The organism is Solibacillus sp. FSL K6-1781 (assembly GCF_038630735.1).
GTDB lineage: Bacteria > Bacillota > Bacilli > Bacillales_A > Planococcaceae > Solibacillus > Solibacillus silvestris.
The window spans coordinates 3,988,225-4,014,268 of record NZ_CP152038.1 but is presented as its reverse complement, the minus strand read 5'-3'; the positions used below and the strand labels follow the sequence as shown (position 1 = coordinate 4,014,268).

Sequence of the window (26,044 nt, the reverse complement as noted above, 5' to 3'; positions counted from 1 at the left end):
TTTGACGGTTTTATTTTATCTTTATCCGTTGACTCGCGTTCGTTTTTCTTGTAACTTTAACACATTAGTGATTTAGCAGACGAAAGTGAAGTGTACAACATGAATGCTGTTTTAATAGCGGTAGGGGTTATGCTTATTTTAAGCCTACTACGTATAAATGTCGTTTTATCTCTGACGGTCGGGGCGATTATTGGTGGCCTTGCCGGCGGATTAAATATAACAGAAACAATCAAGGCCTTTGTCGACGGTCTTGGCGGGGGTGCAACAATTGCGCTAAGCTATGCACTGCTTGGTGGATTTGCACTTGCAATCTCACGTACCGGTATACCTGAAGTATTAGTGAAAGCAATTTTAAAAATTGTACAGAATGAAGGCGAAACTCAAAAGAAAGGTGCTGCCAAAGCATTAATCTTCCTAGTGCTGCTGGCAATGGCGATCATGTCGCAAAACCTGATTCCGGTGCATATTGCATTTATTCCTTTAATCGTACCGCCGATGATTAAAATTATGAACATGCTGCAAATTGACCGCCGTTTAATCGCATGTATTTTAACATTCGGGTTAGTAATGCCGTATATGTTCATTCCTGCAGGGTTTGGTTTGATCTATCAGGGGATTATAGTCGATCAAATGGCCTTAGCGGGGTTAGACGTTGCTTTGGGAGATGTTCCAAAGGCGATGGCTATAGTAGCGTTAGGGATGGCTGTAGGGCTTGTAGGTGCCTTTATCGCCTATCGTAAACCAAGACAATACGAAAACGTTGAACTAGAAACAACGAATGACTTAAATAAAGAAGTAAATAAACTGCACATCATATTCGCTGCAGTAGCACTAGTTACTTCTATAGCAGTACAAGTAATGACGGATTCAATGATTGTCGGATCAATTGCCGGTATTATAATTTTGTATATAACAGGGACGCTAAAAGTAAAAGAAGCAGATGCAGTCCTATCGGATGGAATGCGGATGATGGCGTTTGTCGGTTTCGTTATGATTTCAGCAAACGGGTTCTCTGCTGTCATTAATGCGACAGGAGATGTTAAGTTATTAGTATCCGGTGCAATGGATATTTTTAACGGGAATGTAAGTATTGCAGTTTTAATTATGTTAATTGTCGGTTTAATCGTCACAATGGGAATTGGTTCTTCATTTGCAACAATTCCAATCATTGCAGCAATCTTTGTTCCAATTGCAATGGAACTGGGACTAAGCGAATTAGCGATCATCTGTTTAATCGGAACGGCGGGTGTACTTGGTGATGCTGGCTCACCGGCATCCGATTCTACATTAGGACCGACAGCAGGATTAAATGTCGATGGACAGCACAACCATATTTGGGATACATGTGTACCGACATTTCTCTTCTATAATATTCCACAGATTATTTTCGGCTGGATTGCAGTCGTTTTCTTCCTATAATACAGTCGTCGCTTTCAGCAAAGAGAAAGCGACGATTTTTTCATTTTCTGTAGCAATTGTTTTCAGAATAATATATTTAAAGCATATTACTCCCTTTTCAGTTGCTTTCACCGTCATAAACTTATATACTAGAAAACGGCTCAAAAAGAGCGAACCTATTTATAAAGAATAAAACATTATGAAAAGAATTTTGCTAAAAGACTTGCGAACTTCTTTTTTATTGTATATAATGTTGAATGTTGGTCTTTGACTGCGATGAAGCGAGAGGTTGCCGACACACCCGGCCGCTTTGCCATGGCGGTGTGTAGGAGAAATTTTCGTGGAGAATGTCTAGAAAATAGGCGAGAAGGAGGGAAAGTAATGGCAAAACAAAAAATTCGTATTCGTTTAAAAGCATATGATCACCGTATCCTTGATCAATCTGCTGAGAAAATCGTTGAAACTGCGAAACGTTCAGGTGCTGGAGTATCGGGTCCGATCCCACTACCAACTGAAAGATCTGTATACACGATCTTACGTGCGGTTCATAAGTACAAAGATTCTCGTGAGCAATTTGAAATGCGCACACATAAACGTCTTATCGACATCGTTAACCCGACACCACAAACTGTTGATGCGTTAATGAAGCTTGATTTACCATCTGGCGTTGATATCGAAATCAAACTTTAATGGTAAAAACAAATATAAACTTTTTTCTAAAATTTACAGGAGGTGTGACAAATGACTAAAGGAATCTTAGGTAGAAAAATTGGTATGACTCAAGTTTTCGCTGAAAACGGAGATCTTATCCCAGTAACAGTAATCGAAGCTACTCCAAACGTAGTTTTACAAAAGAAATCTGTTGAAACTGATGGCTACGAAGCGATCCAATTAGGTTTTGAAGATAAGCGCGTTAAGCTTTCAAACAAACCTGAACAAGGTCACGTAGCAAAAGCAAATACTGCTCCTAAGCGCTTCATCCGTGAGTTCCGCAACTTAGAAGCTGCGACTTACGAAGTTGGTCAAGAAGTCAAGGTTGAAATTTTCGCTGAAGGCGATGTAATCGATGTAACAGGTGTAACAAAAGGTAAAGGTTTCCAAGGTGTTATTAAACGTCATGGTCAATCTCGCGGACCTATGTCTCACGGTTCTCGTTACCACCGTCGTCCTGGTTCAATGGGTCCAGTTGCTCCGAACCGCGTATTCAAACAAAAGAAATTACCTGGTCAAATGGGTGGCACAGTTGTTACTATTCAAAACCTTGAAATCGTTAAGGTTGATGTAGAGCGCAACTTACTACTTGTTAAAGGTAATGTTCCTGGTTCTAAAAAAGCATTAGTAACAGTTAAAACTGCTATTAAATCAAAATAATTCTCTTAAAGAAAGGAGGAAACAGGAATGACAAAGGTTTCAGTACTTAGTCAAACAGGTGCTTCAGTTGGTGAAATCGAATTAAACGATGCGATTTTCGGAATCGAGCCAAACGAAGCTGTATTATTCGACGCTGTAGTTGCACAACGTGCTTCTTTACGTCAAGGTAATCACAAAGTTAAAAACCGTTCTGCAGTTGCTGGTGGTGGTCGTAAGCCATGGCGTCAAAAAGGAACTGGTCGTGCTCGTCAAGGTTCGATCCGCTCTCCACAATGGCGTGGCGGTGGTGTTGTATTCGGTCCTACTCCACGTAGCTACTCTTACAAACTACCTAAGAAAGTTCGTCGCTTAGCGATTAAGTCTGCTTTATCTGCAAAAGTATTAGAGCAAAACTTAGTAGTACTTGATGCATTATCATTTGATGCACCAAAAACAAAAGATTTCAAATCAGTATTAGCTGCTTTAGAAATCAGCAAAAAAGCATTATTCGTAACTGCTGAAGTTAACGAAAACGCTATTTTATCTGCTCGTAACATCCCTGGTGTTACAGTGTTAACAGCTGAAGGAATCAACGTATTAGATCTATTAGGTCACGATAAAGTTGTATTCACTCAAGATGCTGTAAAAAAAGTTGAGGAGGTGCTTGGATAATGGAAGCACGTGATATCTTAAAACGTCCGGTCATTACTGAGCGTTCTTCAGAAATTATGGCAGAGAAAAAGTATACTTTCGAAGTAGACACTCGCGCTAACAAAACTCAAGTTAAAGACGCTGTTGAAGAAATCTTCGGTGTTAAAGTTGAGAAAGTAAACGTAATGAACTACAAAGGTAAGTTCAAACGCGTTGGTAAATTCGGTGGATACACTAACAAACGTCGTAAAGCGATTGTTAAATTAACTGCTGATTCAAAAGAAATCGAGTTATTCGAAATCTAATTTCAAATTTATATAAGTAACCTTAAAGAAGGAGGGAATACAAATGGCGATTAAAAAGTATAAGCCAACCTCAAATGGTCGTCGTAACATGACGTCTTCTGACTTTGCTGAAATCACTACTAATAAACCTGAAAAGTCTTTATTAGAACCGACTAAACGCAAAGCTGGTCGTAACAACCAGGGTAAAATTACTGTTCGTCATCACGGTGGCGGTCACAAGAAACAATACCGTGTTATCGATTTTAAACGTCTTAAAGACGGCATTCCAGGACGCGTTGCTACAATCGAGTACGATCCAAACCGTTCTGCGAACATCGCTTTAATTAACTATGCTGACGGTGAAAAACGTTACATCCTAGCTCCGAAAGGTCTTGAAGTAGGTCAAACTATTTATTCAGGTCCAGAAGCGGATATCAAAGTAGGTAACGCATTACCATTAGCAAACATTCCAATGGGTACTACAATCCATAACATCGAAATGAAACCTGGTAAAGGTGGACAATTAGTACGTTCTGCTGGTACTTCTGCGCAAGTATTAGGTCGTGAAGGCAAGTACGTAATCGTTCGCTTACAATCTGGTGAAGTACGTTTAATCCTTGCTACTTGCCGTGCAACAATCGGTCAAGTTGGTAACGAACAACACGAACTTATCAACATCGGTAAAGCAGGTCGTTCTCGTTGGTTAGGTAAACGCCCAACAGTACGTGGTTCTGTAATGAACCCTAACGATCACCCACACGGTGGTGGTGAAGGACGTTCTCCAATCGGACGTAAATCTCCAATGACACCATGGGGCAAACCAGCTCTTGGTTACAAAACTCGTAGCAAGAAAAATAAATCATCTAAATTTATTATTCGTGGACGTAAAAAATAATGTGGTAAAACTACGGTTCAGTTCGAGAGCCGTGGTCGTATCACGGAGGGAGGTTCCTAAATGGGTCGCAGCTTAAAGAAAGGACCTTTTGTTGATGACCACCTAATGAAAAAGGTGGAAGCACAAGAGGCTTCTGAGAAAAAACAGGTTATCAAAACTTGGTCTCGCCGTTCTACTATCTTCCCAAACTTCATCGGTTTAACAATCGCTGTATATGATGGACGTAAACACGTTCCTGTATACGTAACTGAAGATATGGTAGGTCATAAACTTGGTGAGTTCGCACCAACTCGTACTTATAAAGGTCACGGTGCAGATGACAAGAAAACAAGACGCTAATTTTGAGAGGAGGTAAATCCTAATGACACAAGCTAAAGCTATCGCTCGTACAGTTCGTATCGCTCCTCGTAAAGTTCGTCTAGTAGTAGACTTAATCCGAGGCAAGCAAATTGGTGAAGCAGTTGCAATTTTACGTCATACTCCAAAAGCGGCGTCTCCAGTCGTTGAGAAAGTATTAAAATCTGCAGTTGCTAACGCTGAACATAACTATGAGTTAGATGTTAATAACTTAGTTGTATCTGAAATCTTTGTTGATGAAGGTCCAACATTAAAACGTTTCCGTCCACGTGCACAAGGTCGTGCGTCGGCAATCAACAAACGTACTAGCCACATTACAATCGTGGTATCTGAGAAGAAGGAGGTTTAATCCGTGGGTCAAAAAGTACATCCAATAGGACTACGTGTTGGTGTTATTCGTGACTGGGAGTCAAAGTGGTTCGCTGAGAAAGACTACGCTAACTTATTACACGAAGACATCAAAGTACGTAAATATATCGAAACTAAACTTAAAGATGCATCTGTATCTAAAGTAGAAATCGAACGCGCTGCAAATCGCGTAAACATCACTATTCACACTGCGAAACCAGGTATGGTTATCGGTAAAGGTGGTACGGAAGTTGAAAACTTACGTAAACACTTAACTGAAGTAACTGGTAAACGTGTGCATATCAACATTATTGAAATCAAACGTGCAGATCTTGACGCTAAATTAGTAGCTGAAAACATCGCTCGTCAACTTGAGAACCGCGTATCATTCCGTCGTGCTCAAAAACAATCAATCCAACGCACAATGCGCGCTGGTGCAAAAGGTATTAAAACACAAGTATCTGGTCGTTTAGGTGGCGCTGATATCGCGCGTGCTGAACACTATAGTGAAGGAACTGTTCCGCTTCATACATTACGTGCTGACATTGATTACGCACATGCTGAAGCTGATACTACTTACGGTAAACTAGGCGTTAAAGTTTGGATCTACCGTGGTGAAGTCCTTCCTACTAAAAAGAACTCTGTGGAAGGAGGCAAATAATATGTTATTACCTAAACGCGTAAAATATCGTCGTGAACACCGTGGTAACATGCGTGGAGAAGCGAAGGGCGGTAAAGAAGTATCTTTTGGTGAGTTTGGCTTACAAGCTACAACAGCATCTTGGATTACAAACCGTCAAATCGAATCTGCTCGTATCGCAATGACTCGTTACATGAAACGTGGCGGTAAAGTTTGGATCAAAATCTTCCCACATAAGCCTTACACGAAAAAGCCTCTAGAAGTCCGAATGGGTTCTGGTAAAGGTTCTCCTGAAGGTTGGGTAGCAGTAGTAAAACCAGGAAAAGTAATGTTCGAAATTGCTGGTGTATCTGAAGAGGTGGCACGTGAAGCACTTCGTTTAGCATCACATAAACTTCCTGTTAAATGTAAAATTGTAAAACGTCAAGAAACTGGTGGTGAATCTAATGAAAGCTAATGAAATCCGTGACCTTGCCACTAATGAAATTGAGTTAAAAGTAAAATCACTGAAAGAAGAGCTTTTCAACCTTCGCTTCCAATTGGCGACTGGTCAATTAGAAAACACAGCTCGCATCCGTGAAGTTCGCAAAGCGATTGCACGTATGAAAACTGTGATTCGTGAAAGAGAAATCAGTGCAAATAACTGATAAAGGAGGGTTTTAAGTATGACTGAGCGTAACCAACGCAAAGTTTACACGGGCCGTGTTGTTTCAGACAAAATGGATAAGACAATTTCTGTATTAGTTGAAACTCATAAAAAGCACAAGCTTTATGGCAAGCGTGTAAAATACTCGAAAAAGTTTAAAGCTCATGATGAGCTAAACACTGCGAATATCGGTGATATCGTACGTATCATGGAAACTCGCCCGCTATCAGCTACTAAACGCTTCCGTTTAGTTGAAGTTGTAGAAAAAGCGGTTATTATTTAATAACACATTTCGGAATAAAATATATTTCCGAAGGGAGGTAACCTAAGTGATTCAACAAGAAAGTCGTATGAAAGTTGCTGACAACTCAGGTGCACGTGAAGTTTTAACGATTAAAGTACTTGGTGGTTCTGGTCGTAAAACTGCAAACATCGGAGATATCGTTGTTTGTACAGTTAAGAAAGCAACACCAGGTGGCGTTGTCAAGAAAGGTGACGTTGTTAAGGCTGTTATCGTTCGCACAAAATCAGGTGCTCGTCGTAAAGACGGTACTTACATTAAATTTGATGAGAATGCTTGCGTAATTATCAAAGATGATAAATCACCACGCGGAACTCGTATTTTCGGACCAGTTGCACGTGAATTACGTGATGGCAACTTCATGAAAATCGTTTCTTTAGCTCCAGAAGTTCTTTAATTTCATGACAGTACCAATCAAGGAGGTGCGACACATAATGCATGTTAAAAAGGGCGACAAAGTAAAAGTAATTACTGGTAAAGACAAAGGTAAAGAAGGCGTAATCTTAGCTGCTTTCCCTAAACAAGACCGTGTTCTTGTTGAAGGTGTAAACATCGTTAAGAAACACGTTAAACCTAACCAACTTAACCCACAAGGTGGAATTGTATCTCAAGAAGCTGCAATCCACATTTCGAACGTAATGCTAATCGATCCTAAATCTGGCGAGCCGACTCGTGTAGGTATTGAGATCAAGGATGGCAAAAAAGTTCGTGTTGCAAAAAAATCAGGTGTAGTAATCGACTAATAAGTAAATTGAGAAGGGAGGTACACACATGAGCCGCCTAAAAGAAAAGTATTCAAATGAAGTTTCAACTGCTCTAATGAGCAAGTTCGAATATAAATCAGTAATGCAAGTTCCAAAAGTGGAGAAAATCGTAATCAACATGGGTGTTGGTGACGCTGTTCAAAACTCAAAAGCTCTTGATGTAGCTGTAGAAGAATTAACAATAATTACTGGACAAAAACCAGTAGTAACTAAAGCGAAAAAATCTATCGCAGGTTTCCGTTTACGTGAAGGTCAAGCGATCGGTGCTAAAGTTACATTACGCGGTGAGCGTATGTATGAATTCCTGGATAAATTAATCTCTATCGCACTTCCACGTGTACGTGACTTCCGTGGTGTTTCTAAAAAAGCATTCGATGGTCGCGGTAACTATACATTAGGTGTTAAAGAGCAATTGATTTTCCCAGAAATCGATTACGATAAAGTTTCAAAAGTACGCGGTATGGACATCGTGATCGTAACTACTGCGAATTCTGACGAAGAAGCTCGCGAGTTATTAACACAGTTCGGTATGCCGTTCCAAAAGTAATAAAATAAGGAGGGCGAAGACGTGGCAAAAAAATCAATGATCGTTAAACAACAACGCACGCAAAAATTTAAAGTTCAAGAATATACACGTTGTGAACGCTGTGGCCGTCCACACTCTGTATACCGCAAATTTAAACTTTGCCGTATTTGTTTCCGTGAACTTGCATATAAGGGACAAATTCCTGGCGTTAAAAAAGCCAGCTGGTAATCCCCTAATTTGGGAAGGAGGTAAATTTTCATGACAATGACTGATCCGATTGCAGATATGCTTACACGCATTCGTAATGCGAACATGGTACGTCACGAGAAGTTAGAAGTTCCTGCTTCTAACGTTAAGAAAGAGATCGCTGAAATTTTAAAGCGTGAAGGTTTCGTACGTGATGTAGAATATGTAGAAGACAACAAGCAAGGTATCATCCGTATTTTCTTAAAATATGGTAAAGAGAACGAGCGTGTTATCACTGGTCTTAAACGTATTTCTAAACCAGGTTTACGTGTATATGCTAAAACAAACGAAGTACCTAAAGTATTAAACGGTCTTGGTATCGCTTTAGTATCTACTTCAAACGGTTTATTAACTGACAAAGAAGCTCGCGCTAAACAAGTTGGCGGAGAAATCTTAGCATACATTTGGTAATTAGTAAGAAAAGAACGGAGGTGCAATATAAATGTCTCGCGTAGGTAAAAAAGTTATCGAGGTACCTGCTAACGTAACAATCGAAGTCGGTGCCGACAATGTTGTTACTGTTAAAGGTCCTAAAGGCGAATTAACTCGTCAATTCAACCAAGATATGAAAATCGAGCAAGAAGGCAACACTTTATCAGTTGTTCGTCCTTCTGATTCTAAAGAACACCGTACAAACCACGGTACAACTCGTGCGTTACTAGCTAACATGGTAACAGGTGTTTCTGAAGGCTTCACTCGTACTCTAGAACTTATCGGTGTAGGTTACCGTGCACAGTTACAAGGTACTAAGCTTGTACTAAACGTTGGTTACTCTCACCCAGTTGAGTTTACACCTGAGCAAGGTTTAGAGGTCGAAGTTCCTTCGAACACGAAGATCATCGTTAAAGGTATTTCTAAAGAGCGTGTTGGTGCATTAGCATCTAACATCCGTGACGTACGTCCACCAGAGCCATACAAAGGTAAAGGGATCCGTTACGAAGGTGAATTCGTTCGCCGTAAAGAAGGTAAAACAGGTAAATAATGCGGCATAAACCGCATTAATTTTTGAAAGGAGTGACCACTGTGATTACGAAACAAGATAAAAATCAAGTTCGTAAAAAACGTCATGGGCGTGTTCGTTCTAAAATTTCGGGTACTGCACAACGTCCACGTTTAAACGTATTCCGTTCTAACAAGAACATCTATGCACAACTAATCGATGACGTAGCTGGCGTAACTTTAGTTTCTGCTAATACTCAAGAAAAAGCTTTCGAAGGTATGGGCGCAAACGTAGAAGCTGCTGCTAAAATCGGTGAAACAATCGCTAAACGCGCTGCTGAAAAAAATATTACTACAGTAGTATTTGACCGTAGCGGTTACTTATATCACGGACGTGTAAAAGCTTTAGCAGAAGCTGCACGTGAAAACGGCTTAGAATTTTAATAAGAAGGAGGGACATACTTCATGAGTCGCATTGACGCAAACAAATTAGAACTTGAAGAACGCGTAGTTACAATTAACCGTGTTGCTAAAGTTGTTAAAGGTGGTCGTCGCTTCCGCTTCTCTGCTCTAGTAGTAGTAGGAGATAAAAATGGTCATGTAGGATTTGGTACTGGTAAAGCCCAAGAGGTTCCAGATGCAATCCGTAAGGCTGTTGAAGACGCGAAGAAAAACTTAATCGAAGTACCACGCGTGGGTGGAACTACTCCACACTTAGTGCAAGGTCGCTTCGGTGCAGGTTCAATCTTAATCAAACCTGCAGCTCCTGGTACAGGAGTTATCGCTGGTGGTCCAGTACGTGCCGTACTTGAACTAGCTGGTATTACTGATATTCTTTCAAAATCTCTTGGTTCAAACACACCAATCAACATGGTGCGTGCAACTGTAGCAGGTTTAACTGAATTAAAACGCGTAGAAGAAGTTGCAAAACTACGTGGTAAATCAGTGGAAGAGTTATTAGGATAAGGGGGGGAATTATAATGGCTAAATTACAAATTACCCTTAATAAATCTGTCATCGGTACTAAACCAAACCAACGTAAAGTTGTTGAGGCTTTAGGATTACGTAAATTAAACCAAACTGTGGAACAAGCTGATAACGCTGCGATCCGCGGGATGATTACAAAAGTAGCTCACTTAGTTACTGTTAAAGAAATTTAATTTCAATTATACGAACAAGGAGGTGCCACCCAAATGAAACTTCATGAGTTAAAACCAGCAGAAGGTTCACGTAAAGTACGTAACCGCGTTGGTCGTGGTATCGGTTCTGGTAACGGTAAAACTTCTGGTAAAGGTCATAAAGGTCAAAACGCTCGTTCTGGCGGCGGCGTTCGCCCAGGATTTGAGGGGGGTCAAAACCCACTTTTCCGTCGTTTACCTAAACGTGGCTTTACGAACATTAACCGTAAAGAATACGCTATCGTTAACCTTGACGCGTTAAACCGTTTTGAAGATGGTGCAGAAGTAACACCTGCATTATTATTAGAAACTGGTATCGTGAGCAACGAAAAAGCTGGAATCAAAATTCTAGGTCATGGTACGTTAAGCGTTAAGCTTAATGTTAAGGCTCACAAATTCTCTGCTTCTGCTAAAGAAGCAATTGAGAACGCTGGCGGAACAACTGAGGTGATCTAATGTTTCAGACAATCTCTAACTTTATGCGCGTTCGAGATATACGAAATAAAATCATCTTCACACTTTTAATGTTAATCATTTTCCGTCTCGGAACATTCATTCCGGTACCAAATGTTAACGCAGATGTATTAAAGGCAACTGATGAGTTCAGCTTAGTAGGTTTCCTTAATACGTTTGGCGGTGGTGCATTGGCAAACTTCTCAATCTTTGCGATGGGGATTATGCCGTACATCACAGCCTCAATTATTGTCCAGTTACTTCAAATGGATGTAGTACCTAAGTTTGCAGAATGGGCGAAACAAGGTGATGTAGGTCGACGCAAGTTGGCTCAATTCACTCGTTATTTCACGATTGTATTAGCATTCATTCAATCTTTCGCAATGAGCTTTGGGTTTAACCAATTTTATGGCGGATCATTGATTACGGATACTAGTATTCAATCATACTTAACGATTTCAATCGTATTAACTGCAGGTACAGCATTCATATTGTGGTTATCTGAACAAATTACTGCATATGGTGTTGGTAATGGTATTTCTATCATTATCTTCGCTGGTATCGTAGCTGCGATTCCTAACGCAGTAAACCAAATTTATGCACAACAAATTGATGGGGCTGGCGACCAATTGTTTATCAATATTGCCATTTTAGTTCTATTAGTTCTAGTGCTGCTTGCTGTTGTCGTTGGAGTTATTTATATTCAACAAGCGTTGCGTAAAATTCCAATCCAATATGCAAAACGAGTTGCTGGGAATTCACCTAAAGTTGGTGCACAGCAAACGCATTTACCGTTAAAAGTAAATGCTGCAGGGGTTATTCCGGTAATCTTTGCGGTTGCGTTTATTGTTACACCTCAAACTTTAGCAACATTCTTTGGAGATAATAATGTAACAGCGTTTATTACTAACACGTTTGACTATACTAAACCTGTTGGTATGTTAATCTATGTTGCTTTAATTATCGCCTTCACATACTTCTATGCTTTCATTCAGGTGAATCCGGAAAATGTGGCAGATAACTTGAAAAAGCAAGGTGCCTATATCCCGGGTATCCGCCCAGGTAATGACACTCAAGCTTACTTAACAAAAGTTCTTTATCGTTTAACATTAGTTGGTGCTTTATTCTTAGTAGTTATTTCAGTAATGCCGATTTTATTCATTAACTTCATGAACCTGCCAGCTTCGGCTCAAATCGGGGGAACAAGTATGATTATCGTAGTCGGTGTTGCACTTGAAACAATGAAACAGTTAGAGTCTCAATTAGTGAAGCGTCATTATAAAGGCTTTATGAAATAATGCAGGTTTAGGAAACATTCTCGTTTCCTTACCGGCTTATGCTATAAAGGGGAGTATTACGTATGAATATCGTTTTAATGGGTCTTCCAGGAGCCGGTAAAGGTACTCAGGCTGACAAAATTGTTGAGAAGTACGCAATCCCTCATATTTCTACAGGCGATATGTTCCGTGCCGCTATTAAAGAAGGTACAGAATTAGGTTTACAGGCCAAAGCGTTTATGGATCAAGGTGCATTAGTACCTGATGAAGTAACGATTGGTATTGTTCGTGAACGTCTTTCACAACCAGACTGCGAAAAAGGTTTCTTATTAGACGGATTCCCGCGTACAGTTCCTCAAGCTGAAGCTTTAGACAGCATCCTTGAAGAATTAGGACGCCCAGTTGAGCATACAATTAATGTTCAAGTTGAAAAAGAAGAATTAATCGCACGTTTAAGTGGTCGTCGTATTTGTAAGACTTGTGGTACATCATATCATTTAGTGTTTAATCCTCCAAAAGTGGATGGCATTTGTGATAAAGATGGCGGCGAGTTGTACACGCGTGCAGATGATAATCCTGAAACTGTTACAAACCGTCTGGAAGTAAATATGAACCAAGCACAACCTTTACTTGATTTCTATAAAGCAAAGGGAGTACTTACAAATATTAATGGACAGCAAGAAATTTCAAAAGTATTTGCTGATCTTGATGCTCTATTGCAGGGCAGCCGCAGCTGATATCCGTCCGGGCGCTAGACAGCTTCCGCGGTAGTCATGCGGAGGCAACAACGAAACATAATTTTTTGAGAGTTGCAAAAGCATATTGTGCCCGGTATATACTATAAAGGTTGAGCACTTAATTAGTGTGATGACATCTTTGTAACGTATAATGGGTTTCGTGGAAGCATCTGTGTAACGGGTATGAATCTCTCATCAAGACATTCCGGCTATCGTGTTAACATAAGGATGCGGTTCCTTATAGGATACTGTTTCCATGGATTGTGTGAAGCGAAACCAGACGAGCGTCTTATTCTACATCTCTCATGCAATCCAAACCATATGTTGAAACGAGTTGCTTCTTAATTAGGAGAAACAGTTGCAAGAGCTCGCATGAGTTTTTTGATATAAGCATATAGAAGGGAGTCGAGAAGATGGCGAAAGACGATGTAATTGAAGTCGAAGGGACAGTTCTTGAGACTTTGCCAAACGCGATGTTTAAGGTAGAATTAGAAAATGGGCACACTGTGCTTGCACACGTATCTGGAAAGATCCGTATGCACTTTATCCGTATCCTACCTGGAGATAAGGTTACTATTGAGTTATCTCCTTATGATTTAACTCGCGGTCGTATCACATACCGTTTTAAATAATCTTTTGCACTCCGGACTATTAAGGAGGTTAGGTTAGATGAAAGTGAGACCATCTGTGAAACCGATCTGCGAAAAATGTAAAGTAATTCGCCGACGCGGTAAAGTAATGGTAATCTGTGAAAATCCTAAACACAAACAAAAACAAGGATAATTAATCAAGGAGGTGCACTAACGAATGGCACGTATTGCTGGTGTTGATATTCCTCGCGACAAACGCGTTGTAATTTCATTAACATACATTTACGGTATTGGTAAAACTACTTCTCAAAAAGTATTAGCAGGTGCAGGTATTGACGAAAATACTCGCGTTAAAGACTTAACAGAAGATCAATTAAACCAAATTCGTGAACAATTAGATTCATACAAAACTGAAGGTGACTTACGTCGTGAAGTTTCTTTAAACATCAAACGTTTAATGGAAATTGCTTCAAACCGTGGTATCCGTCACCGTCGTGGTTTACCTGTTCGTGGTCAAAATACGAAAAACAATGCGCGTACGCGTAAAGGTCCACGTAAGACTGTAGCGAACAAGAAAAAATAATTAAGTAAAGGAGGTTCCTTCTTAACATGGCTCGTAAACAACAAACTCGTAAACGTCGTGTGAAAAAGAACATCGAATCTGGTGTTGCTCACATCCGTTCTACATTCAACAATACAATCGTAACGATCACTGATATGCAAGGTAACGCATTATCTTGGTCTTCAGCTGGTGCTTTAGGTTTCCGTGGTTCACGTAAATCAACTCCATTCGCAGCTCAAATGGCTGCTGAAACAGCTGCAAAAACTTCAATGGAACATGGTTTAAAAAACATTGAAGTAACAGTTAAAGGTCCTGGTTCAGGTCGTGAAGCTGCAGTACGTGCACTTCAAGCTGCTGGATTAGAAGTAACTGCTATTAAAGACGTTACTCCAGTTCCTCATAACGGTTGCCGTCCGCCAAAACGTCGTCGTGTGTAATGGGTGCAGCTTAGAAGTATAATTACTTCTACGTACATCATGTTACTTTGTACAAAAGTCTTGTGCATTTTATAGTCTAACTCAGATTAACAACTTGATGATAAGAACCTATACATTAGATGTTTTGAAGGAGGGTAAATTGGAATGATCGAAATTGAAAAACCAAAGATTGAAACAGTGGAGATTAGCGAAGATGCCAAATACGGCAAGTTTGTTGTAGAACCGCTTGAACGCGGTTATGGTAATACTTTGGGGAATTCTCTACGTCGTATCCTTCTGTCTTCATTACCTGGAGCTGCTGTTACGTCAATTCAAATTGACGGCGTATTACACGAATTCTCAACTGTAGAAGGCGTTGTAGAAGATGTCGCTTCGATTATCTTAAACGTGAAAAAGCTAGCTTTAAAAATCTACTCTGACGAAGAAAAAGTTATTGAGATTGATGTAAAAGGTGACGGAACGGTTACTGCAGCTGACATTACACATGACAGTGATGTAGAAATTTTAAACCCAGATCTATATATCGCTACAATCGCTAAGAACGGTCATTTACGTATGCGTATGTACGCACAGCGTGGCCGTGGTTATACTCCTGCTGATCAAAACAAACGTGAGGATCTTCCTATCGGCGTGATCCCGATCGACTCTATTTACACTCCAGTTTCACGCGTCAACTTCCAAGTAGAGAACACTCGTGTTGGACAAAATTCTGACTACGACAAGTTATCACTTGATGTATGGACAGATGGAAGCATCGGTCCTAAAGAGGCGATTTCACTTGGAGCGAAAATTTTAACTGAACACTTAAATATCTTCGTTGGCATGACGAACGAGGCACAAACTGCTGAAATCATGGTCGAAAAAGAAGAAGACCAAAAAGAAAAAGTATTAGAGATGACTATCGAAGAACTTGATCTTTCTGTTCGTTCTTACAACTGCTTGAAGCGTGCTGGTATCAATACGGTACTAGAATTAGCTAACAAGTCAGAAGACGATATGATGAAAGTACGTAATCTTGGTCGTAAGTCTCTTGAAGAAGTTAAGCATAAGTTAGAAGAGCTTGGTTTAGGATTGCGTAAAGAAGACTAAGCGAAAAATTATAAAATTTAGCTAGATCAGATATATTTAAAAGGAGGGAAACGTCCATGGGTTACAGAAAACTTGGTCGTACAAGTTCTCAACGTAAAGCATTATTACGCGACTTAGCTACTGATTTAATCATCAACGAGCGCATCGAAACTACTGAAGCGCGCGCTAAAGAAACTCGTAAAGCTGTTGAGAAAATGATTACTTTAGGTAAACGCGGAGATTTACATGCTCGTCGTCAGGCAGCAGCATTCATCCGTCGTGAGCTAGTAACAGTTGGAGAAGGCGAAGAAGAAAAAACTGTTTTTGCACTTCAAAAATTATTTGACGATATCGCACCTCGTTATGCGGAGCGTCAAGGTGGTTACACTCGTATTCTTAAAGTAGGTCCTCGTCGTGGAGACGGCGCACCAGTAGTAGTTATCGAATTAGTTTAATTCTTAATAACATACAGGTGGAAAAGGGGTGTCCGGTTCACCGGTTGAACCCGCACCCCTTTTTTATATAAACAAAATTGATTTATACGACATAATTAAGCTGAGCGTTATGATGAGCGGGGTAGTAAATACTGGCGTCTCGTTTAGCTCTCCGCACCTCATTCAACGAATTCTCGGGCTTGAGCACCCGCGAATTTTGTAAATGTAACGACAAGCGCATTTCTCTGAATGAGGTGCGCGCTTTTTTATTTATGGAATGAAGGGTTGAGCCCCTAAATTCCCAATACATATGCAAACATAAAGTACGTTTAGATAGGTGGCCGTTCGCGCAAAACTTGTTTGAAAACGTGCTTTATTTTTATATAGGTATCATTTCCTGGGAAATTTAAGCTGACTACTAATATGTCATACAATAGCGAAGCAGAGGGGAGAGTAGCTGCGCATGAGTGAAATTTTATCATTTAATCAAGTAACCTACTCCTATACACCGGAAGAGCCTCATACACGCAATGCAGTAGAGGATGTTTCTTTTACAATCAATAAAGGGGAATGGATTACGATTGTCGGCCATAATGGCTCCGGAAAATCGACAATGGCTAAATTGATGAGTGGCTTACTAATGCCACAGCAAGGGGAAATCCGGATTAAACGTGAAATCCTCACAGAAGAAAATATATGGGATATTCGTTCACAGATTGGTATTGTCTTTCAAAATCCTGACAATCAGTTTGTAGGGGCTACTGTGCAGGATGATGTAGCTTTCTCGCTGGAAAACAACGGTGTTCCGCATGAAGAGATGGTTAAACGTGTGCACAATGCACTGAGACAAGTAAAGATGGAAGACTTTATCAACCACGAGCCTCATCATTTATCAGGCGGACAAAAGCAGCGTGTTGCCATTGCAGGGGCACTAGCGATGCATCCGCAAATATTAATATTGGATGAAGCGACATCGATGCTGGATCCTCAAGGCCGTGAAGAAGTGTTAACAATCGTGGAAGCATTGCGTAAAGAAATTGATCTTACGGTACTCGCGATAACTCATGATCTCGAAGAAGCATTGTTGGCCGATCGCATTATTTTTATGAATGCCGGCAAAAAATACGCTGAGGGAACGCCGGAAGAGATTTTTGCTTTAGGTGATGATCTCGTACAGTTTGGTTTGGATATGCCGTTTGCGATGAAAATGACGAAGCTGTTGCAAGCACAAGGTGTACAACTTGTAGGACAACATATGACAGAAGAAGAGCTGGTGAATGACTTATGGACATCCAACTTCAACAAGTAAGCTATGCCTATGCAAAAGGCACTCCATTTGAAAAGCAAGCTTTACATGAGGTTGACTTAACAATTAAAAGTGGAACATTTCAGGCGATTATCGGACATACAGGTTCTGGGAAATCAACAATCCTCCTTCACTTTAATGGATTATTAAAACCTTCGAGCGGTACAGTGAAAATCGGGGACCGAATCATTGAAGCCGAAAAAAAGGCAAAAGACTTAAAAACAGTACGTCAAAAAGTAGGCATCGTGTTCCAGTTTCCTGAGCACCAACTTTTTGAGGAAACCGTATTAAAGGATATTATGTTTGGTCCAATGAATTTTGGGGTGTCTGAAGAAGAAGCGGAAAAACGTGCCCGTGAGCTGATTTCGTTAGTAGGGTTACCGGAAGAAATATTGGACAAATCCCCATTTGACCTATCAGGTGGACAGATGCGCCGTGTTGCCATTGCGGGTGTACTGGCAATGGATCCTGAAGTGATTGTGTTGGATGAGCCAACAGCGGGTCTTGATCCACGTGGTCAAAAGGAAATTATGGACTTATTTTATACGCTACATAAAGAGCGCGGTTTAACAACGATACTTGTAACACATAGTATGGAAGATGCAGCACGTTATGCGGATTCGGTTGCAATTATGCATGAAGGACGGTGTGTGTTAACTGGAGATCCGCGTACGATTTTCAGCGATCGTCAAACGCTTGCCCAATTCCGTCTTGAGCCGCCACGTATTGTTCGTTTTCAGCATCAGGTAGAGAAGATGATGGGTAAAACGTTAGAAAAAGTATGCTTAACTGAAGAAGAGCTTGCCGTAGAAATAGGACAGGCCATTCCAAAGGGGCGTGAACAGCAATGATGGAAAAAATGATTTTTGGGCGTTATATACCAGGAAATTCATTTGTGCATAAGCTCGATCCGCGTTCAAAGCTGCTTTTTGTTTTTGCATTTATTATCGTAGTCTTTTTTGCCAATAATGTGGTAACCTATGCGCTGCTTTTGGCGTTTACATTACTCGTTATTTTACTGTCGAGAATACGCCTTTATTTTTTAATCAACGGCTTAAAACCTGTCATATTCTTAATGCTCTTCACTTTGATCTTGCATTTGTTTATGACGAGGGAAGGACCTGTATTAGTTGATCTTGGCTTTATAAAAATATACGAAGAAGGCTTACGACAAGGGATGTTCATATCAATGCGCTTTTTAATGCTAGTATTTATGACATCGATCTTAACGTTAACGACTTCCCCTATTTCAATTACGGACGGTCTGGAAGTACTGCTCGATCCATTTAAAAAGGTAAAGCTACCTGTTCATGAGCTTGCACTAATGATGTCGATTTCTTTACGTTTCATTCCAACATTAATGGATGAGACAGATAAAATTATGAAAGCACAGATGGCTCGTGGTTCAGATTTAAGTGCAGGACCAATTAAAGATCGTCTAAAGGCGGTCGTGCCATTGTTAGTACCGCTCTTTGTCAGTGCATTTAAACGAGCGGAAGATTTAGCGACTGCAATGGAAGTGCGCGGCTACCGTGGGGGAGAAGGGCGTACGAAATACCGTCAGCTAAAGTGGATGGTTAGAGATACGGCTATTTTAGTTGTACTTGTATTATTGGGCGTCCTGTTATGGATGCTGCGCAGTTAGAGGAGTAAAGATATGGTGAGATTAAAAGCAACGATTAGCTATGACGGTACCGGCTTTGCCGGCTATCAGGTGCAGCCGGGTGAACGTACAGTACAGCTGGAAATCGAAAAAGTATTAACAACAATGCAAAAAGGGACACAAGTTAAAATTACAGCAAGCGGCCGTACAGATGCGCGTGTCCATGCAACTGGTCAGGTTATACATTTTGATACAGCTCTAGAGATTCCGCCCGAGAAATTTCAAAAGGCATTAAATGTCCAATTGCCGCGTGATATTCGTGTACTCCGTATCGAGCAAGTAAGGGAAGACTTTCATGCCCGCTATGATGTATCAGGCAAGCGTTATCGGTATATTTGGGATTGCAGCACTGTTCAAAGCCCGTTTAGAAGACACTATACAGTCGAGACAGGTGGAGTAAAGCCGAATGTAGAAGCAATGCGTGAAGCCGCACAAGCAATTGTCGGGACACATGACTTCAGCTGTTTCTGCGCGGCGAATACGAGTGTTGTAGACAAAGTACGTACGGTGGAAACGCTGGAACTTGTCTGGCAAGGGGAAGAATTGCATATGACAATTAGCGGCAACGGCTTTTTATATAATATGGTGCGGATTATTGCAGGTACATTATGGGAAGTTGGCATTGGACGAAGAGAAGCTTCTTCATTAGAAAAGACGATTGCTTCGATGGACCGTGCACAAGCAGGTAAAACAGCACCAGCACATGGTCTATATTTAGAACAAGTTTTTTATCAAGATTTGTGATTTTTTTTTGAAAAAGTTTTCCTTTTCTCTATAAAATCCTAGAGAAATCGGCTTGTGAAAAGGGTTAACAACCTCTCCAGGTGTTCAATTAAATATCTTGACTTTAAACGCGATCCAGTATATGATGATGTATGGTATTTTCATTACCACCACAAAAATAAGCCCCGAAACTTATAAAGTGTATATAATGAAAAATAACGGTAATTCATATCGATTAGGAGGATACAAACATGCGCACAACTTTCATGGCTAAAGGTCAAGAAGTAGAACGTAAATGGTTAGTAGTTGACGCAGAAGGCCAAACGTTAGGTCGTTTAGCTTCTGAAGTAGCTTCTATCTTACGCGGTAAACATAAACCAACTTTCACACCAAACGTTGATACAGGAGATCATGTGATCATCATCAACGCTGATAAAATTGAGTTAACAGGTAACAAATTACAAAAGAAAATTTACTACCGTCACACTCAGTTCGCTGGTGGTTTAAAACAACGTACAGCTGGTGAAATGAAGGAAAAATACCCAACTCAAATGCTTGAGTTAGCAATTAAAGGTATGCTTCCAAAGAACTCTTTAGGTCGTCAAATGTTCTCTAAATTGAACGTTTACACTGGTTCTGAACATCCACATGCTGCACAAAAACCAGAAGCTTACGAGTTACGTGGTTAATCAATAAACTATAATAGGAGGAAATAACTTTGGCACAAGTACAATACATCGGCACAGGTCGCCGTAAAAGCTCAACTGCTCGCGTACGTTTAGTACCAGGCGAAGGTAAAGTAGTAATCAACAACCGTGATGTTGCAGATTACCTACCATACGAAACTTTACACTTAATTATCAACCAACCATTAGTAGCTACAGAAACTAAAGGTTCATATGACGTTCACGTTAACGTAAACGGTGGTGGATTCACAGGTCAAGCTGGAGCAATCCGTCACGGTATCGCACGTGCATTATTACAAGTTGATCCAGACTTCCGCCCAGCTTTAAAATCAGCGGGTCTATTAACTCGTGATTCACGTATGAAAGAACGTAAAAAACCAGGTCTACGCGGCGCTCGTCGTGCACCTCAGTTCTCAAAACGTTAATCTTTACGATTACTATTTTGCGAAATTACAAAACCCTTTCTTGGAATTTTTCCGAGAAAGGGTTTTTTCTTTATTCATTCGCAAAGCCATTTGTCGCATGAAGTTTTCCTTTAATCTTCGAAAGAGGCAAATAAGTTCCGCTTAGCCACGATTTAAAATCGATAACTATAGGCAATGCATCTCCACCTAAAGCAATAATACATTTACCTTCAGTTGGTACATAGCCAACCGTATGGAGTGTACCATCCCATGCTCCGTATTTTGTCGCAAAGACCCCATTTTCGATACCATTCATTAATTTGAACGCATTTTCAAAAGTAAGTGGAGTTGCTTGGGCATTCGAAATAATATGTTCGCGCGCTAATGAATCCTCTGTTCGGTAACGGTTTTCTTCTGTCAGAACTTTAAAGTGATTCGTGCAGGCTGTTGCGTCCCGAACAGCTACATTGCGCGGAGATGCTTCTACTGCCGCCATCGTTTGCTCCGCATCCAGTAATACATAATTAAATGAATGTTTATGGGGAATATTTTTTAGTAATGAAATCCCCTCTTCAACAGTTGCGCAACGCTCGAGTAACAGACGCCCGATCATATTGCATACAAAGCCATCCGCCCTGTTTTTCGTATTTACAAAGTTATAACCGACGACGAGTCCTTTTTCATTCATCCCATCCATCCGTCCTGTAATTTGCATGGAAGGTCCGAGTGTCGCATAGCCACCGTCAGTTGGTTCATATAACACAAAACGCCCATCATAGCTTTCGGGGTCATTGTCATAGTTGCGGATCATATAAGATGGCCTTGTCGTAATAGAGCAGCCGCTTTTTTTATGTGCTGCATAATAGCCTCCATAATGCAGTAAAGCCTGTTCTTCCTTATAACCAAGTGCATGAGCAAGACCTTCTATTTCCTCTTCAATTCCTGGACCGAACCGGGTTAAAAGTTGTTTAACATATATTTTATCTATAGAAAACCTATCATCCAATTGTTTATAAAGCTTTTCTCTATTATAAAAAAGAGGCGAATTTTTTAAGAGCTCTCCCTGATATAAACCGAACTCATAATGCGATCCTCTAAATTGGATAATATCGCTCGTCACGTTTTTCATGATGTGCTCCTTTAATGAATCTGTTTTTTTTATAGTAACGATTTTTAATGAACAAACAAAATAAAAGGATTTGAATAAATTACTCTCCCTAAATACTTTAGCAGGAGTAGTATTTTTGTATACATTAGTATACAATAGTATTCAAAAAGGATGGGGTTAAAAATATGAGGTCTGAAACCAGAGGGAGACATCGAGGCGAAGGAGAACATGGTAGTCGCCGTTCAAAGGGTGCACAAACATTCCGGCGCGGGCGTGCACTGGAGTTTTATCGCCAACTCGAAATGAAGCGCTCAACATTGAAACAACAGCTGGAGTCTTCGGAATTGAAATCGATTCATCCTGTCATTGCAGGCGAATTGAAAGCAACTGAAGCAATTATGAATGATTTTGTCGGCTTGTTTCAGCTGAATGAATTATTGGAAGAAGCACAAGCAACAGAAGAGGAATAATTTTTCACAACATAAGGAAGTGAACTTGTTTAATGCAAGCAGTATGGAAACTCTCAAAATATATTAAGCCATATATATTATTTGCGATCATCGCTCCTGTAATGATGGTTATTGAGGTAAGTATGGATTTGCTGCAACCTACAATATTACAGCATATTATTGATGATGGGATCGCTCAAAATGATACGTCATATATTGTGAAAATGTTTGGCTTAATGATAGCGACATCCGTAATCGGTCTAATTGGCGGGATAGGGTGTTCCATTTATGCATCACGGACGGCCGTAAACTTTTCAACCGATCTACGGCAAGATTTATATGAAACGATTACGTATTTTTCAAATAGCAGTAAAGATAAATTTACGCTCGGAAAGCTTGTTACAAATTTAACGAGTGATATGGAAATGCTACAGCGGGCATTGACGATGTTATTGAAAGTATTTGTCCGTGGACCAATGATGTTTATCGGGGCCATTGTCATTGTTTTTATTACAGCGCGAGAGCTATTTCCGATTTTATTGGTCGTGGTTCCGATTTTGGCATTTTGCATGTATTATTTTACGGCACTTTCAGGAAAGCTTTTTCATAAAGTGCAGAAGGTTGTCGATATGGTAAACACAAAAGTTCAGGAAAACTTGGCAGGTATTCGTGTCATTAAGGCATACAACAGGAAAAATCACCAAATTGAACAGTTTACCAAAGTGAATACACAGCTGATGAAACGCAGTATGGCAGCCGATCAAATTATAGGCGTACTGGCACCCCTTACGATGTTTGTCGTGAACTTAGGTATTGTAGCAGCACTTTGGATGGGTGCGATCAAAGTGGATAACAACACGTTGCAAGTAGGGGTTATTCTTGCCTTTATCAACTATTTAATGATGGTCATGCAGGGGCTGATGAGTTCATCAATGGTACTTGTACAGCTGGCACGTGCAATACCAAGCGCGGGGCGAATTGTAGAAGTGCTGGAAGAGAAAACAGACTTAATGAGCCCTTTAAAACCAGAGATAAAAGAAATTCAGGGAAGTATTAGTTTCGAAAATGTAAGCTTCTCCTATTTAAAAGAAACAGAATCCGTATTGAAAAATATTAGCTTCCACGTGAATGCGGGAGAAACAGTGGGCATTATCGGAATGACAGGAAGCGGGAAATCGACATTAGTTAAAATGATTCCACGCCTGTTTGATCCTGACAGTGGCAGCGTAAAAATAGACGGAGTGCCAATTGGCAGCTATTCATTGGAACATTTACGCCAGTCAATCGGTTTTTCCCCGCAAAAAGCGACATTGTTCTCAAAAACGATTGCCGACAACTTGCGATACGGTAAATCCGATGCAACGTCAGAGGACATTGTACAGGCATTACAGTCGGCAAACGCAAAGGAATTTGTCGACAAACTGGATGCAGGGACAGAACATTTGCTCACACAAGGGGCGACAAACTTGTCCGGTGGGCAAAAGCAGCGTTTGGCAATGGCGAGATCCTTTATCCGGAAACCGAGTATTTTAATTTTGGATGATGTGACAAGTGCGGTTGACAGTATTTCTGAAAAAACAATTCAACGTGCGATTGAAGAACAGTTCAGTGATGCTACAAAAGTGATTGTTTCGTCTAAAATCTCTTCTATTCGCCATGCTGATCAAATACTTGTAATGGACGACGGGAAAATTGCTGCACAAGGAACACATGAGCAACTATTGCAGGAAAGTATATTGTATCAAGAAATGGCAAAAACACAGGCAGAAAAAGGGGTGACCTTAAGTGAATAAACAACAAGGGGAACCGCCTGTACCTATGAGGCATCCAGGTGGGCGCTTTACAGGTCCAGTTGTGAAGCCAAAAAATCAAAAGGAAACACTGCTTCGGATTTGGAGCTATTTACGTGTTCAAAAGGTAGAGCTGATCAGTGTCGTCATTTTCGTTATTATTAGTACACTGTTAAGTTTAGTCGGTCCATTTCTAATCGGGAAAACGATTGATGATTATATTGTGAAGCTCGATGTGCCGGGGGCGATTCGCATGGCACTTATTTTGGCAGGGGTCTATATCGCATCGTCCGTACTCACTTGGCTTCAAACATTTGTCATGATTCGTATTTCACAGAAGACCATTCGCCGGTTGCGTCAACACCTGTTTGAGCAGTACCAGTCACTGCCGCTCGCATTTTACGATAAAAAACAGCAGGGCGATTTAATGAGCCGGATGACCAATGATATCGAAAATTTAAATGCGGCATTGTCCCAAAGTGTCATACAAATTGTTTCAAGTTTTTTAACGATTGTCGGGACGGCCTTTGCACTCTTTTATTTAGATTGGCGATTAGCACTAGTAACGCTCATTATTATTCCACTCATCGTTTATGCGACAAAGCAGATTATTAAACGAAGCAGCGTGAACTACAAGGCACGTCAACGGGATCTGGGCAATTTAAATGGTTATATTGAAGAAACCATTTCGAACGCGGATATTATTACGCTTTTCGGTCAGGAAAAATCAACGCTTGCTGAGTTCAAAGAAGCCAATGAGCGATTGCGCGGTTCAGCGATGCGAGCCGATATTATCTCTGGCTTCATGGGTCCAATCAATAACTTTATGAACAACTTAGGTTTAAGCCTTGTAATAGGTGCAGGTGCAATAATGGCTGTAACAAGCGGACTGACAATCGGTGTAATCGCATCATTCGTTACGTACACCCGACAGTTTTTCCGGCCGATCAACCAGCTATCGAACCTGCTCAATACGTTCCAATCGGCCATTGCGGGTTCCGAACGTGTATTTGAAGTGTTAGATGAAACAAAAGAAGTAGCGGACATTGAAAATGCAAAAGAGAAAGAACAGTTCAGTGGTGATGTAAAGTTCGAAAATGTTCAATTTGCCTATGAAACGGGCAAGCCTGTATTACACGGAATTGATTTTGAAGCAAAGGCAGGGGAGACAATTGCCATTGTTGGTCCTACTGGTTCCGGGAAGACGACAATCATTCAGCTGCTAACACGATTTTATGATGCGACAGGTGGCCGGATTTTATTGGACGGCGAGCCAATTGAACATTACAAAATGACGAATGTGCGCGACCATGTCGGGGTCGTTCTGCAGGATACGTATTTGTTTTCAGGAACGGTGCGTGAAAATATCCGTTTCGGTAAGCTCCATGCAACAGATGATGAAGTTGAACAAGCAGCAAAAATTGCATATGCACATAATTTTATAAAGTATTTGCCTGAACAGTACGATACTGTACTGACAAGCGGAGGCTTAAATTTAAGTCAGGGGCAGCGTCAGCTTATAGCGATTGCCCGTGCAATTCTAGAGGATCCCGATATCTTAATTTTAGATGAAGCAACTTCAAGTGTTGATACGATGACAGAAGTGCATATTCAGAAAGGCTTGAACAATTTGATGGAAGGGCGAACAAGCTTTGTCATTGCACACCGTCTTAAAACAATTGAAAATGCGGATCAGATTCTCGTCATTAAGGACGGTCAAATTTTAGAACAAGGAAATCATGATTCTTTAATGAAGGAACAAGGTTTTTATGCAACATTACAACGTCAGCTCCAGTCTCAATGATAAGGTGAATATTCCGCCGTCCTTTTGCGT

General features: G+C 40.6%; 40 protein-coding genes. 39 read left to right on the top strand and 1 reads right to left on the bottom strand.

Annotation, left to right across the window (positions count from 1 at the left end; translation table 11 throughout):
- Window positions 1-99 precede the first annotated feature (99 nt).
- The 36 genes from MHH37_RS20395 to rpsI all read left to right on the top strand — a co-directional run bounded on the left by MHH37_RS20395 (window position 100) and on the right by rpsI (window position 20,884).
- Window positions 100-1,419 carry a Na+/H+ antiporter NhaC family protein gene (locus MHH37_RS20395; RefSeq protein WP_342574439.1) on the top strand — a complete coding sequence of 440 codons (1,320 nt, stop codon included), beginning with the start codon at window positions 100-102 and terminating at the stop codon, window positions 1,417-1,419.
- A 360-nt stretch (window positions 1,420-1,779) separates the two neighbouring features.
- A complete protein-coding gene (gene rpsJ / locus MHH37_RS20390) occupies window positions 1,780-2,088 on the top strand; it encodes a 30S ribosomal protein S10 (RefSeq protein WP_008406970.1) in 309 nt (102 codons plus the stop codon).
- 51 nt (window positions 2,089-2,139) lie between these two features.
- The gene (gene rplC / locus MHH37_RS20385; RefSeq protein WP_008406969.1) at window positions 2,140-2,769 is read left to right on the top strand and encodes a 50S ribosomal protein L3; all 630 of its coding nucleotides are present in this window, start codon (window positions 2,140-2,142) and stop codon (window positions 2,767-2,769) included.
- Between the two features lie 27 nt (window positions 2,770-2,796).
- On the top strand, window positions 2,797-3,420 hold the full coding sequence (gene rplD, locus MHH37_RS20380) for a 50S ribosomal protein L4 (RefSeq protein ID WP_008406968.1): 624 nt from the start codon (window positions 2,797-2,799) through the stop codon (window positions 3,418-3,420).
- A complete protein-coding gene (gene rplW / locus MHH37_RS20375; protein WP_008406966.1) occupies window positions 3,420-3,704 on the top strand; it encodes a 50S ribosomal protein L23 in 285 nt (94 codons plus the stop codon). The genes rplD and rplW overlap by 1 nt, the downstream gene beginning before the upstream one ends.
- A 43-nt stretch (window positions 3,705-3,747) precedes the next feature.
- A complete protein-coding gene (gene rplB, locus MHH37_RS20370; protein ID WP_008406964.1) occupies window positions 3,748-4,578 on the top strand; it encodes a 50S ribosomal protein L2 in 831 nt (276 codons plus the stop codon).
- Between the two features lie 60 nt (window positions 4,579-4,638).
- Window positions 4,639-4,917, top strand: a complete 279-nt coding sequence (gene rpsS / locus MHH37_RS20365) for a 30S ribosomal protein S19 (protein ID WP_004233637.1) — start codon at window positions 4,639-4,641, stop codon at window positions 4,915-4,917.
- A gap of 22 nt (window positions 4,918-4,939) precedes the next feature.
- A complete protein-coding gene (gene rplV, locus MHH37_RS20360) occupies window positions 4,940-5,284 on the top strand; it encodes a 50S ribosomal protein L22 (protein ID WP_008406963.1) in 345 nt (114 codons plus the stop codon).
- A 3-nt stretch (window positions 5,285-5,287) separates the two neighbouring features.
- A complete protein-coding gene (rpsC, locus tag MHH37_RS20355) occupies window positions 5,288-5,944 on the top strand; it encodes a 30S ribosomal protein S3 (protein ID WP_008406961.1) in 657 nt (218 codons plus the stop codon).
- A gap of 1 nt (window position 5,945) precedes the next feature.
- On the top strand, window positions 5,946-6,380 hold the full coding sequence (rplP, locus tag MHH37_RS20350) for a 50S ribosomal protein L16 (RefSeq protein WP_008406960.1): 435 nt from the start codon (window positions 5,946-5,948) through the stop codon (window positions 6,378-6,380).
- Window positions 6,370-6,570 (top strand): 50S ribosomal protein L29, encoded by a 201-nt coding sequence (gene rpmC, locus MHH37_RS20345; RefSeq protein WP_008406958.1) that lies wholly within the window; start codon window positions 6,370-6,372, stop codon window positions 6,568-6,570. Before rplP ends, rpmC begins: the two co-directional genes overlap by 11 nt.
- Before the next feature lie 18 nt (window positions 6,571-6,588).
- Window positions 6,589-6,852, top strand: a complete 264-nt coding sequence (rpsQ, locus tag MHH37_RS20340; protein ID WP_008406957.1) for a 30S ribosomal protein S17 — start codon at window positions 6,589-6,591, stop codon at window positions 6,850-6,852.
- Window positions 6,853-6,898: 46 nt separating this feature from the next.
- Window positions 6,899-7,267, top strand: a complete 369-nt coding sequence (gene rplN, locus MHH37_RS20335) for a 50S ribosomal protein L14 (RefSeq protein WP_008406955.1) — start codon at window positions 6,899-6,901, stop codon at window positions 7,265-7,267.
- Window positions 7,268-7,304: 37 nt separating this feature from the next.
- Complete coding sequence (gene rplX / locus MHH37_RS20330) at window positions 7,305-7,613, top strand: 50S ribosomal protein L24 (RefSeq protein ID WP_008406953.1); 309 nt, start codon at window positions 7,305-7,307, stop codon at window positions 7,611-7,613.
- A 28-nt stretch (window positions 7,614-7,641) separates the two neighbouring features.
- Entirely contained in the window at window positions 7,642-8,181 is a 540-nt protein-coding gene (rplE, locus tag MHH37_RS20325) for a 50S ribosomal protein L5 (protein ID WP_342574437.1), read from the top strand.
- Window positions 8,182-8,202: 21 nt separating this feature from the next.
- A complete protein-coding gene (gene rpsN, locus MHH37_RS20320; RefSeq protein WP_008406949.1) occupies window positions 8,203-8,388 on the top strand; it encodes a 30S ribosomal protein S14 in 186 nt (61 codons plus the stop codon).
- A 30-nt stretch (window positions 8,389-8,418) separates the two neighbouring features.
- Window positions 8,419-8,817, top strand: a complete 399-nt coding sequence (gene rpsH / locus MHH37_RS20315; RefSeq protein ID WP_008406947.1) for a 30S ribosomal protein S8 — start codon at window positions 8,419-8,421, stop codon at window positions 8,815-8,817.
- Between the two features lie 31 nt (window positions 8,818-8,848).
- A complete protein-coding gene (gene rplF, locus MHH37_RS20310; RefSeq protein WP_342574435.1) occupies window positions 8,849-9,388 on the top strand; it encodes a 50S ribosomal protein L6 in 540 nt (179 codons plus the stop codon).
- A gap of 41 nt (window positions 9,389-9,429) precedes the next feature.
- Window positions 9,430-9,789, top strand: coding sequence for a 50S ribosomal protein L18 (rplR, locus tag MHH37_RS20305; protein WP_008406944.1), 360 nt, complete (start codon window positions 9,430-9,432; stop codon window positions 9,787-9,789).
- 21 nt (window positions 9,790-9,810) lie between these two features.
- The gene (gene rpsE / locus MHH37_RS20300) at window positions 9,811-10,311 is read left to right on the top strand and encodes a 30S ribosomal protein S5 (protein WP_008406937.1); all 501 of its coding nucleotides are present in this window, start codon (window positions 9,811-9,813) and stop codon (window positions 10,309-10,311) included.
- Between the two features lie 11 nt (window positions 10,312-10,322).
- A complete protein-coding gene (gene rpmD / locus MHH37_RS20295; protein WP_173364522.1) occupies window positions 10,323-10,505 on the top strand; it encodes a 50S ribosomal protein L30 in 183 nt (60 codons plus the stop codon).
- A 33-nt stretch (window positions 10,506-10,538) separates the two neighbouring features.
- On the top strand, window positions 10,539-10,979 hold the full coding sequence (gene rplO / locus MHH37_RS20290; protein ID WP_008406935.1) for a 50S ribosomal protein L15: 441 nt from the start codon (window positions 10,539-10,541) through the stop codon (window positions 10,977-10,979).
- Window positions 10,979-12,274 (top strand): preprotein translocase subunit SecY, encoded by a 1,296-nt coding sequence (gene secY, locus MHH37_RS20285; protein ID WP_008406934.1) that lies wholly within the window; start codon window positions 10,979-10,981, stop codon window positions 12,272-12,274. Before rplO ends, secY begins: the two co-directional genes overlap by 1 nt.
- Before the next feature lie 62 nt (window positions 12,275-12,336).
- Entirely contained in the window at window positions 12,337-12,990 is a 654-nt protein-coding gene (locus MHH37_RS20280; RefSeq protein WP_008406933.1) for an adenylate kinase, read from the top strand.
- Between the two features lie 413 nt (window positions 12,991-13,403).
- Window positions 13,404-13,622: a translation initiation factor IF-1 gene (gene infA, locus MHH37_RS20275; RefSeq protein WP_008406932.1), complete on the top strand. Its 219-nt coding sequence runs from the start codon at window positions 13,404-13,406 to the stop codon at window positions 13,620-13,622.
- Window positions 13,623-13,659: 37 nt separating this feature from the next.
- Window positions 13,660-13,773 (top strand): 50S ribosomal protein L36, encoded by a 114-nt coding sequence (rpmJ, locus tag MHH37_RS20270; RefSeq protein ID WP_000868344.1) that lies wholly within the window; start codon window positions 13,660-13,662, stop codon window positions 13,771-13,773.
- Between the two features lie 24 nt (window positions 13,774-13,797).
- Complete coding sequence (gene rpsM / locus MHH37_RS20265) at window positions 13,798-14,163, top strand: 30S ribosomal protein S13 (RefSeq protein WP_008406720.1); 366 nt, start codon at window positions 13,798-13,800, stop codon at window positions 14,161-14,163.
- A 26-nt stretch (window positions 14,164-14,189) separates the two neighbouring features.
- Window positions 14,190-14,579, top strand: coding sequence for a 30S ribosomal protein S11 (rpsK, locus tag MHH37_RS20260; protein WP_008406718.1), 390 nt, complete (start codon window positions 14,190-14,192; stop codon window positions 14,577-14,579).
- Window positions 14,580-14,723: 144 nt separating this feature from the next.
- Window positions 14,724-15,668, top strand: coding sequence for a DNA-directed RNA polymerase subunit alpha (locus tag MHH37_RS20255; RefSeq protein ID WP_008406717.1), 945 nt, complete (start codon window positions 14,724-14,726; stop codon window positions 15,666-15,668).
- 56 nt (window positions 15,669-15,724) lie between these two features.
- Window positions 15,725-16,102 carry a 50S ribosomal protein L17 gene (gene rplQ, locus MHH37_RS20250; protein WP_008406715.1) on the top strand — a complete coding sequence of 126 codons (378 nt, stop codon included), beginning with the start codon at window positions 15,725-15,727 and terminating at the stop codon, window positions 16,100-16,102.
- Window positions 16,103-16,544: 442 nt separating this feature from the next.
- A complete protein-coding gene (locus MHH37_RS20245; RefSeq protein ID WP_008406713.1) occupies window positions 16,545-17,390 on the top strand; it encodes an energy-coupling factor ABC transporter ATP-binding protein in 846 nt (281 codons plus the stop codon).
- Window positions 17,366-18,238, top strand: a complete 873-nt coding sequence (locus MHH37_RS20240; RefSeq protein WP_342574432.1) for an energy-coupling factor ABC transporter ATP-binding protein — start codon at window positions 17,366-17,368, stop codon at window positions 18,236-18,238. Before MHH37_RS20245 ends, MHH37_RS20240 begins: the two co-directional genes overlap by 25 nt.
- The gene (locus MHH37_RS20235) at window positions 18,235-19,032 is read left to right on the top strand and encodes an energy-coupling factor transporter transmembrane protein EcfT (RefSeq protein ID WP_014822421.1); all 798 of its coding nucleotides are present in this window, start codon (window positions 18,235-18,237) and stop codon (window positions 19,030-19,032) included. The genes MHH37_RS20240 and MHH37_RS20235 overlap by 4 nt, the downstream gene beginning before the upstream one ends.
- A 12-nt stretch (window positions 19,033-19,044) precedes the next feature.
- The gene (gene truA, locus MHH37_RS20230) at window positions 19,045-19,794 is read left to right on the top strand and encodes a tRNA pseudouridine(38-40) synthase TruA (protein WP_342574431.1); all 750 of its coding nucleotides are present in this window, start codon (window positions 19,045-19,047) and stop codon (window positions 19,792-19,794) included.
- A gap of 230 nt (window positions 19,795-20,024) precedes the next feature.
- Entirely contained in the window at window positions 20,025-20,462 is a 438-nt protein-coding gene (rplM, locus tag MHH37_RS20225) for a 50S ribosomal protein L13 (RefSeq protein WP_008406709.1), read from the top strand.
- A 29-nt stretch (window positions 20,463-20,491) separates the two neighbouring features.
- A complete protein-coding gene (gene rpsI / locus MHH37_RS20220) occupies window positions 20,492-20,884 on the top strand; it encodes a 30S ribosomal protein S9 (RefSeq protein WP_008406708.1) in 393 nt (130 codons plus the stop codon).
- A 70-nt stretch (window positions 20,885-20,954) separates the two neighbouring features.
- Here the strand turns inward: rpsI and MHH37_RS20215 are convergent, their stop codons facing one another.
- The gene (locus tag MHH37_RS20215) at window positions 20,955-21,992 is read right to left on the bottom strand and encodes a C45 family peptidase (RefSeq protein WP_342574430.1); all 1,038 of its coding nucleotides are present in this window, start codon (window positions 21,990-21,992) and stop codon (window positions 20,955-20,957) included.
- 164 nt (window positions 21,993-22,156) lie between these two features.
- Between MHH37_RS20215 and MHH37_RS20210 the strand changes: the two genes are divergently transcribed.
- Genes MHH37_RS20210 through MHH37_RS20200 form a run of 3 tightly spaced genes read left to right on the top strand, consistent with a single transcriptional unit; the run spans window position 22,157 to window position 26,014 of the window.
- On the top strand, window positions 22,157-22,441 hold the full coding sequence (locus MHH37_RS20210; protein WP_008406705.1) for a hypothetical protein: 285 nt from the start codon (window positions 22,157-22,159) through the stop codon (window positions 22,439-22,441).
- Window positions 22,442-22,473: 32 nt separating this feature from the next.
- Window positions 22,474-24,213 (top strand): ABC transporter ATP-binding protein, encoded by a 1,740-nt coding sequence (locus tag MHH37_RS20205; protein WP_342574428.1) that lies wholly within the window; start codon window positions 22,474-22,476, stop codon window positions 24,211-24,213.
- A 25-nt stretch (window positions 24,214-24,238) separates the two neighbouring features.
- Window positions 24,239-26,014 carry an ABC transporter ATP-binding protein gene (locus MHH37_RS20200; protein WP_342576296.1) on the top strand — a complete coding sequence of 592 codons (1,776 nt, stop codon included), beginning with the start codon at window positions 24,239-24,241 and terminating at the stop codon, window positions 26,012-26,014.
- The last annotated feature ends 30 nt before the right edge of the window (window positions 26,015-26,044 follow it).

Excerpts from the sequence above, each read along its gene's own strand:
- rpsQ (WP_008406957.1), top strand. The coding sequence starts at position 6,589 with ATGACTGAGCGTAACCAACGCAAAGTTTACACGGGCCGTGTTGTTTCA.
- secY (WP_008406934.1), top strand. The coding sequence starts at position 10,979 with ATGTTTCAGACAATCTCTAACTTTATGCGCGTTCGAGATATACGAAAT.
- infA (WP_008406932.1), top strand. The coding sequence starts at position 13,404 with ATGGCGAAAGACGATGTAATTGAAGTCGAAGGGACAGTTCTTGAGACT.
- rpmC (WP_008406958.1), top strand. The coding sequence starts at position 6,370 with ATGAAAGCTAATGAAATCCGTGACCTTGCCACTAATGAAATTGAGTTA.
- MHH37_RS20240 (WP_342574432.1), top strand. The coding sequence starts at position 17,366 with ATGGACATCCAACTTCAACAAGTAAGCTATGCCTATGCAAAAGGCACT.
- rplP (WP_008406960.1), top strand. The coding sequence starts at position 5,946 with ATGTTATTACCTAAACGCGTAAAATATCGTCGTGAACACCGTGGTAAC.
- rplV (WP_008406963.1), top strand. The coding sequence starts at position 4,940 with ATGACACAAGCTAAAGCTATCGCTCGTACAGTTCGTATCGCTCCTCGT.
- rplD (WP_008406968.1), top strand. The coding sequence starts at position 2,797 with ATGACAAAGGTTTCAGTACTTAGTCAAACAGGTGCTTCAGTTGGTGAA.
- rplW (WP_008406966.1), top strand. The coding sequence starts at position 3,420 with ATGGAAGCACGTGATATCTTAAAACGTCCGGTCATTACTGAGCGTTCT.
- rpsS (WP_004233637.1), top strand. The coding sequence starts at position 4,639 with ATGGGTCGCAGCTTAAAGAAAGGACCTTTTGTTGATGACCACCTAATG.
- MHH37_RS20200 (WP_342576296.1), top strand. The coding sequence starts at position 24,239 with ATGAGGCATCCAGGTGGGCGCTTTACAGGTCCAGTTGTGAAGCCAAAA.
- MHH37_RS20210 (WP_008406705.1), top strand. The coding sequence starts at position 22,157 with ATGAGGTCTGAAACCAGAGGGAGACATCGAGGCGAAGGAGAACATGGT.
- rplO (WP_008406935.1), top strand. The coding sequence starts at position 10,539 with ATGAAACTTCATGAGTTAAAACCAGCAGAAGGTTCACGTAAAGTACGT.
- rpsE (WP_008406937.1), top strand. The coding sequence starts at position 9,811 with ATGAGTCGCATTGACGCAAACAAATTAGAACTTGAAGAACGCGTAGTT.
- rplC (WP_008406969.1), top strand. The coding sequence starts at position 2,140 with ATGACTAAAGGAATCTTAGGTAGAAAAATTGGTATGACTCAAGTTTTC.
- rplM (WP_008406709.1), top strand. The coding sequence starts at position 20,025 with ATGCGCACAACTTTCATGGCTAAAGGTCAAGAAGTAGAACGTAAATGG.
- MHH37_RS20280 (WP_008406933.1), top strand. The coding sequence starts at position 12,337 with ATGAATATCGTTTTAATGGGTCTTCCAGGAGCCGGTAAAGGTACTCAG.
- rpsK (WP_008406718.1), top strand. The coding sequence starts at position 14,190 with ATGGCTCGTAAACAACAAACTCGTAAACGTCGTGTGAAAAAGAACATC.
- MHH37_RS20245 (WP_008406713.1), top strand. The coding sequence starts at position 16,545 with ATGAGTGAAATTTTATCATTTAATCAAGTAACCTACTCCTATACACCG.
- rplE (WP_342574437.1), top strand. The coding sequence starts at position 7,642 with ATGAGCCGCCTAAAAGAAAAGTATTCAAATGAAGTTTCAACTGCTCTA.
- MHH37_RS20215 (WP_342574430.1), bottom strand. The coding sequence starts at position 21,992 with ATGAAAAACGTGACGAGCGATATTATCCAATTTAGAGGATCGCATTAT.
- rpsJ (WP_008406970.1), top strand. The coding sequence starts at position 1,780 with ATGGCAAAACAAAAAATTCGTATTCGTTTAAAAGCATATGATCACCGT.
- MHH37_RS20395 (WP_342574439.1), top strand. The coding sequence starts at position 100 with ATGAATGCTGTTTTAATAGCGGTAGGGGTTATGCTTATTTTAAGCCTA.
- MHH37_RS20235 (WP_014822421.1), top strand. The coding sequence starts at position 18,235 with ATGATGGAAAAAATGATTTTTGGGCGTTATATACCAGGAAATTCATTT.
- rplF (WP_342574435.1), top strand. The coding sequence starts at position 8,849 with ATGTCTCGCGTAGGTAAAAAAGTTATCGAGGTACCTGCTAACGTAACA.
- rplX (WP_008406953.1), top strand. The coding sequence starts at position 7,305 with ATGCATGTTAAAAAGGGCGACAAAGTAAAAGTAATTACTGGTAAAGAC.
- MHH37_RS20255 (WP_008406717.1), top strand. The coding sequence starts at position 14,724 with ATGATCGAAATTGAAAAACCAAAGATTGAAACAGTGGAGATTAGCGAA.
- rplB (WP_008406964.1), top strand. The coding sequence starts at position 3,748 with ATGGCGATTAAAAAGTATAAGCCAACCTCAAATGGTCGTCGTAACATG.
- rpsM (WP_008406720.1), top strand. The coding sequence starts at position 13,798 with ATGGCACGTATTGCTGGTGTTGATATTCCTCGCGACAAACGCGTTGTA.
- rpmJ (WP_000868344.1), top strand. The coding sequence starts at position 13,660 with ATGAAAGTGAGACCATCTGTGAAACCGATCTGCGAAAAATGTAAAGTA.
- rplQ (WP_008406715.1), top strand. The coding sequence starts at position 15,725 with ATGGGTTACAGAAAACTTGGTCGTACAAGTTCTCAACGTAAAGCATTA.
- truA (WP_342574431.1), top strand. The coding sequence starts at position 19,045 with ATGGTGAGATTAAAAGCAACGATTAGCTATGACGGTACCGGCTTTGCC.
- MHH37_RS20205 (WP_342574428.1), top strand. The coding sequence starts at position 22,474 with ATGCAAGCAGTATGGAAACTCTCAAAATATATTAAGCCATATATATTA.
- rpsH (WP_008406947.1), top strand. The coding sequence starts at position 8,419 with ATGACAATGACTGATCCGATTGCAGATATGCTTACACGCATTCGTAAT.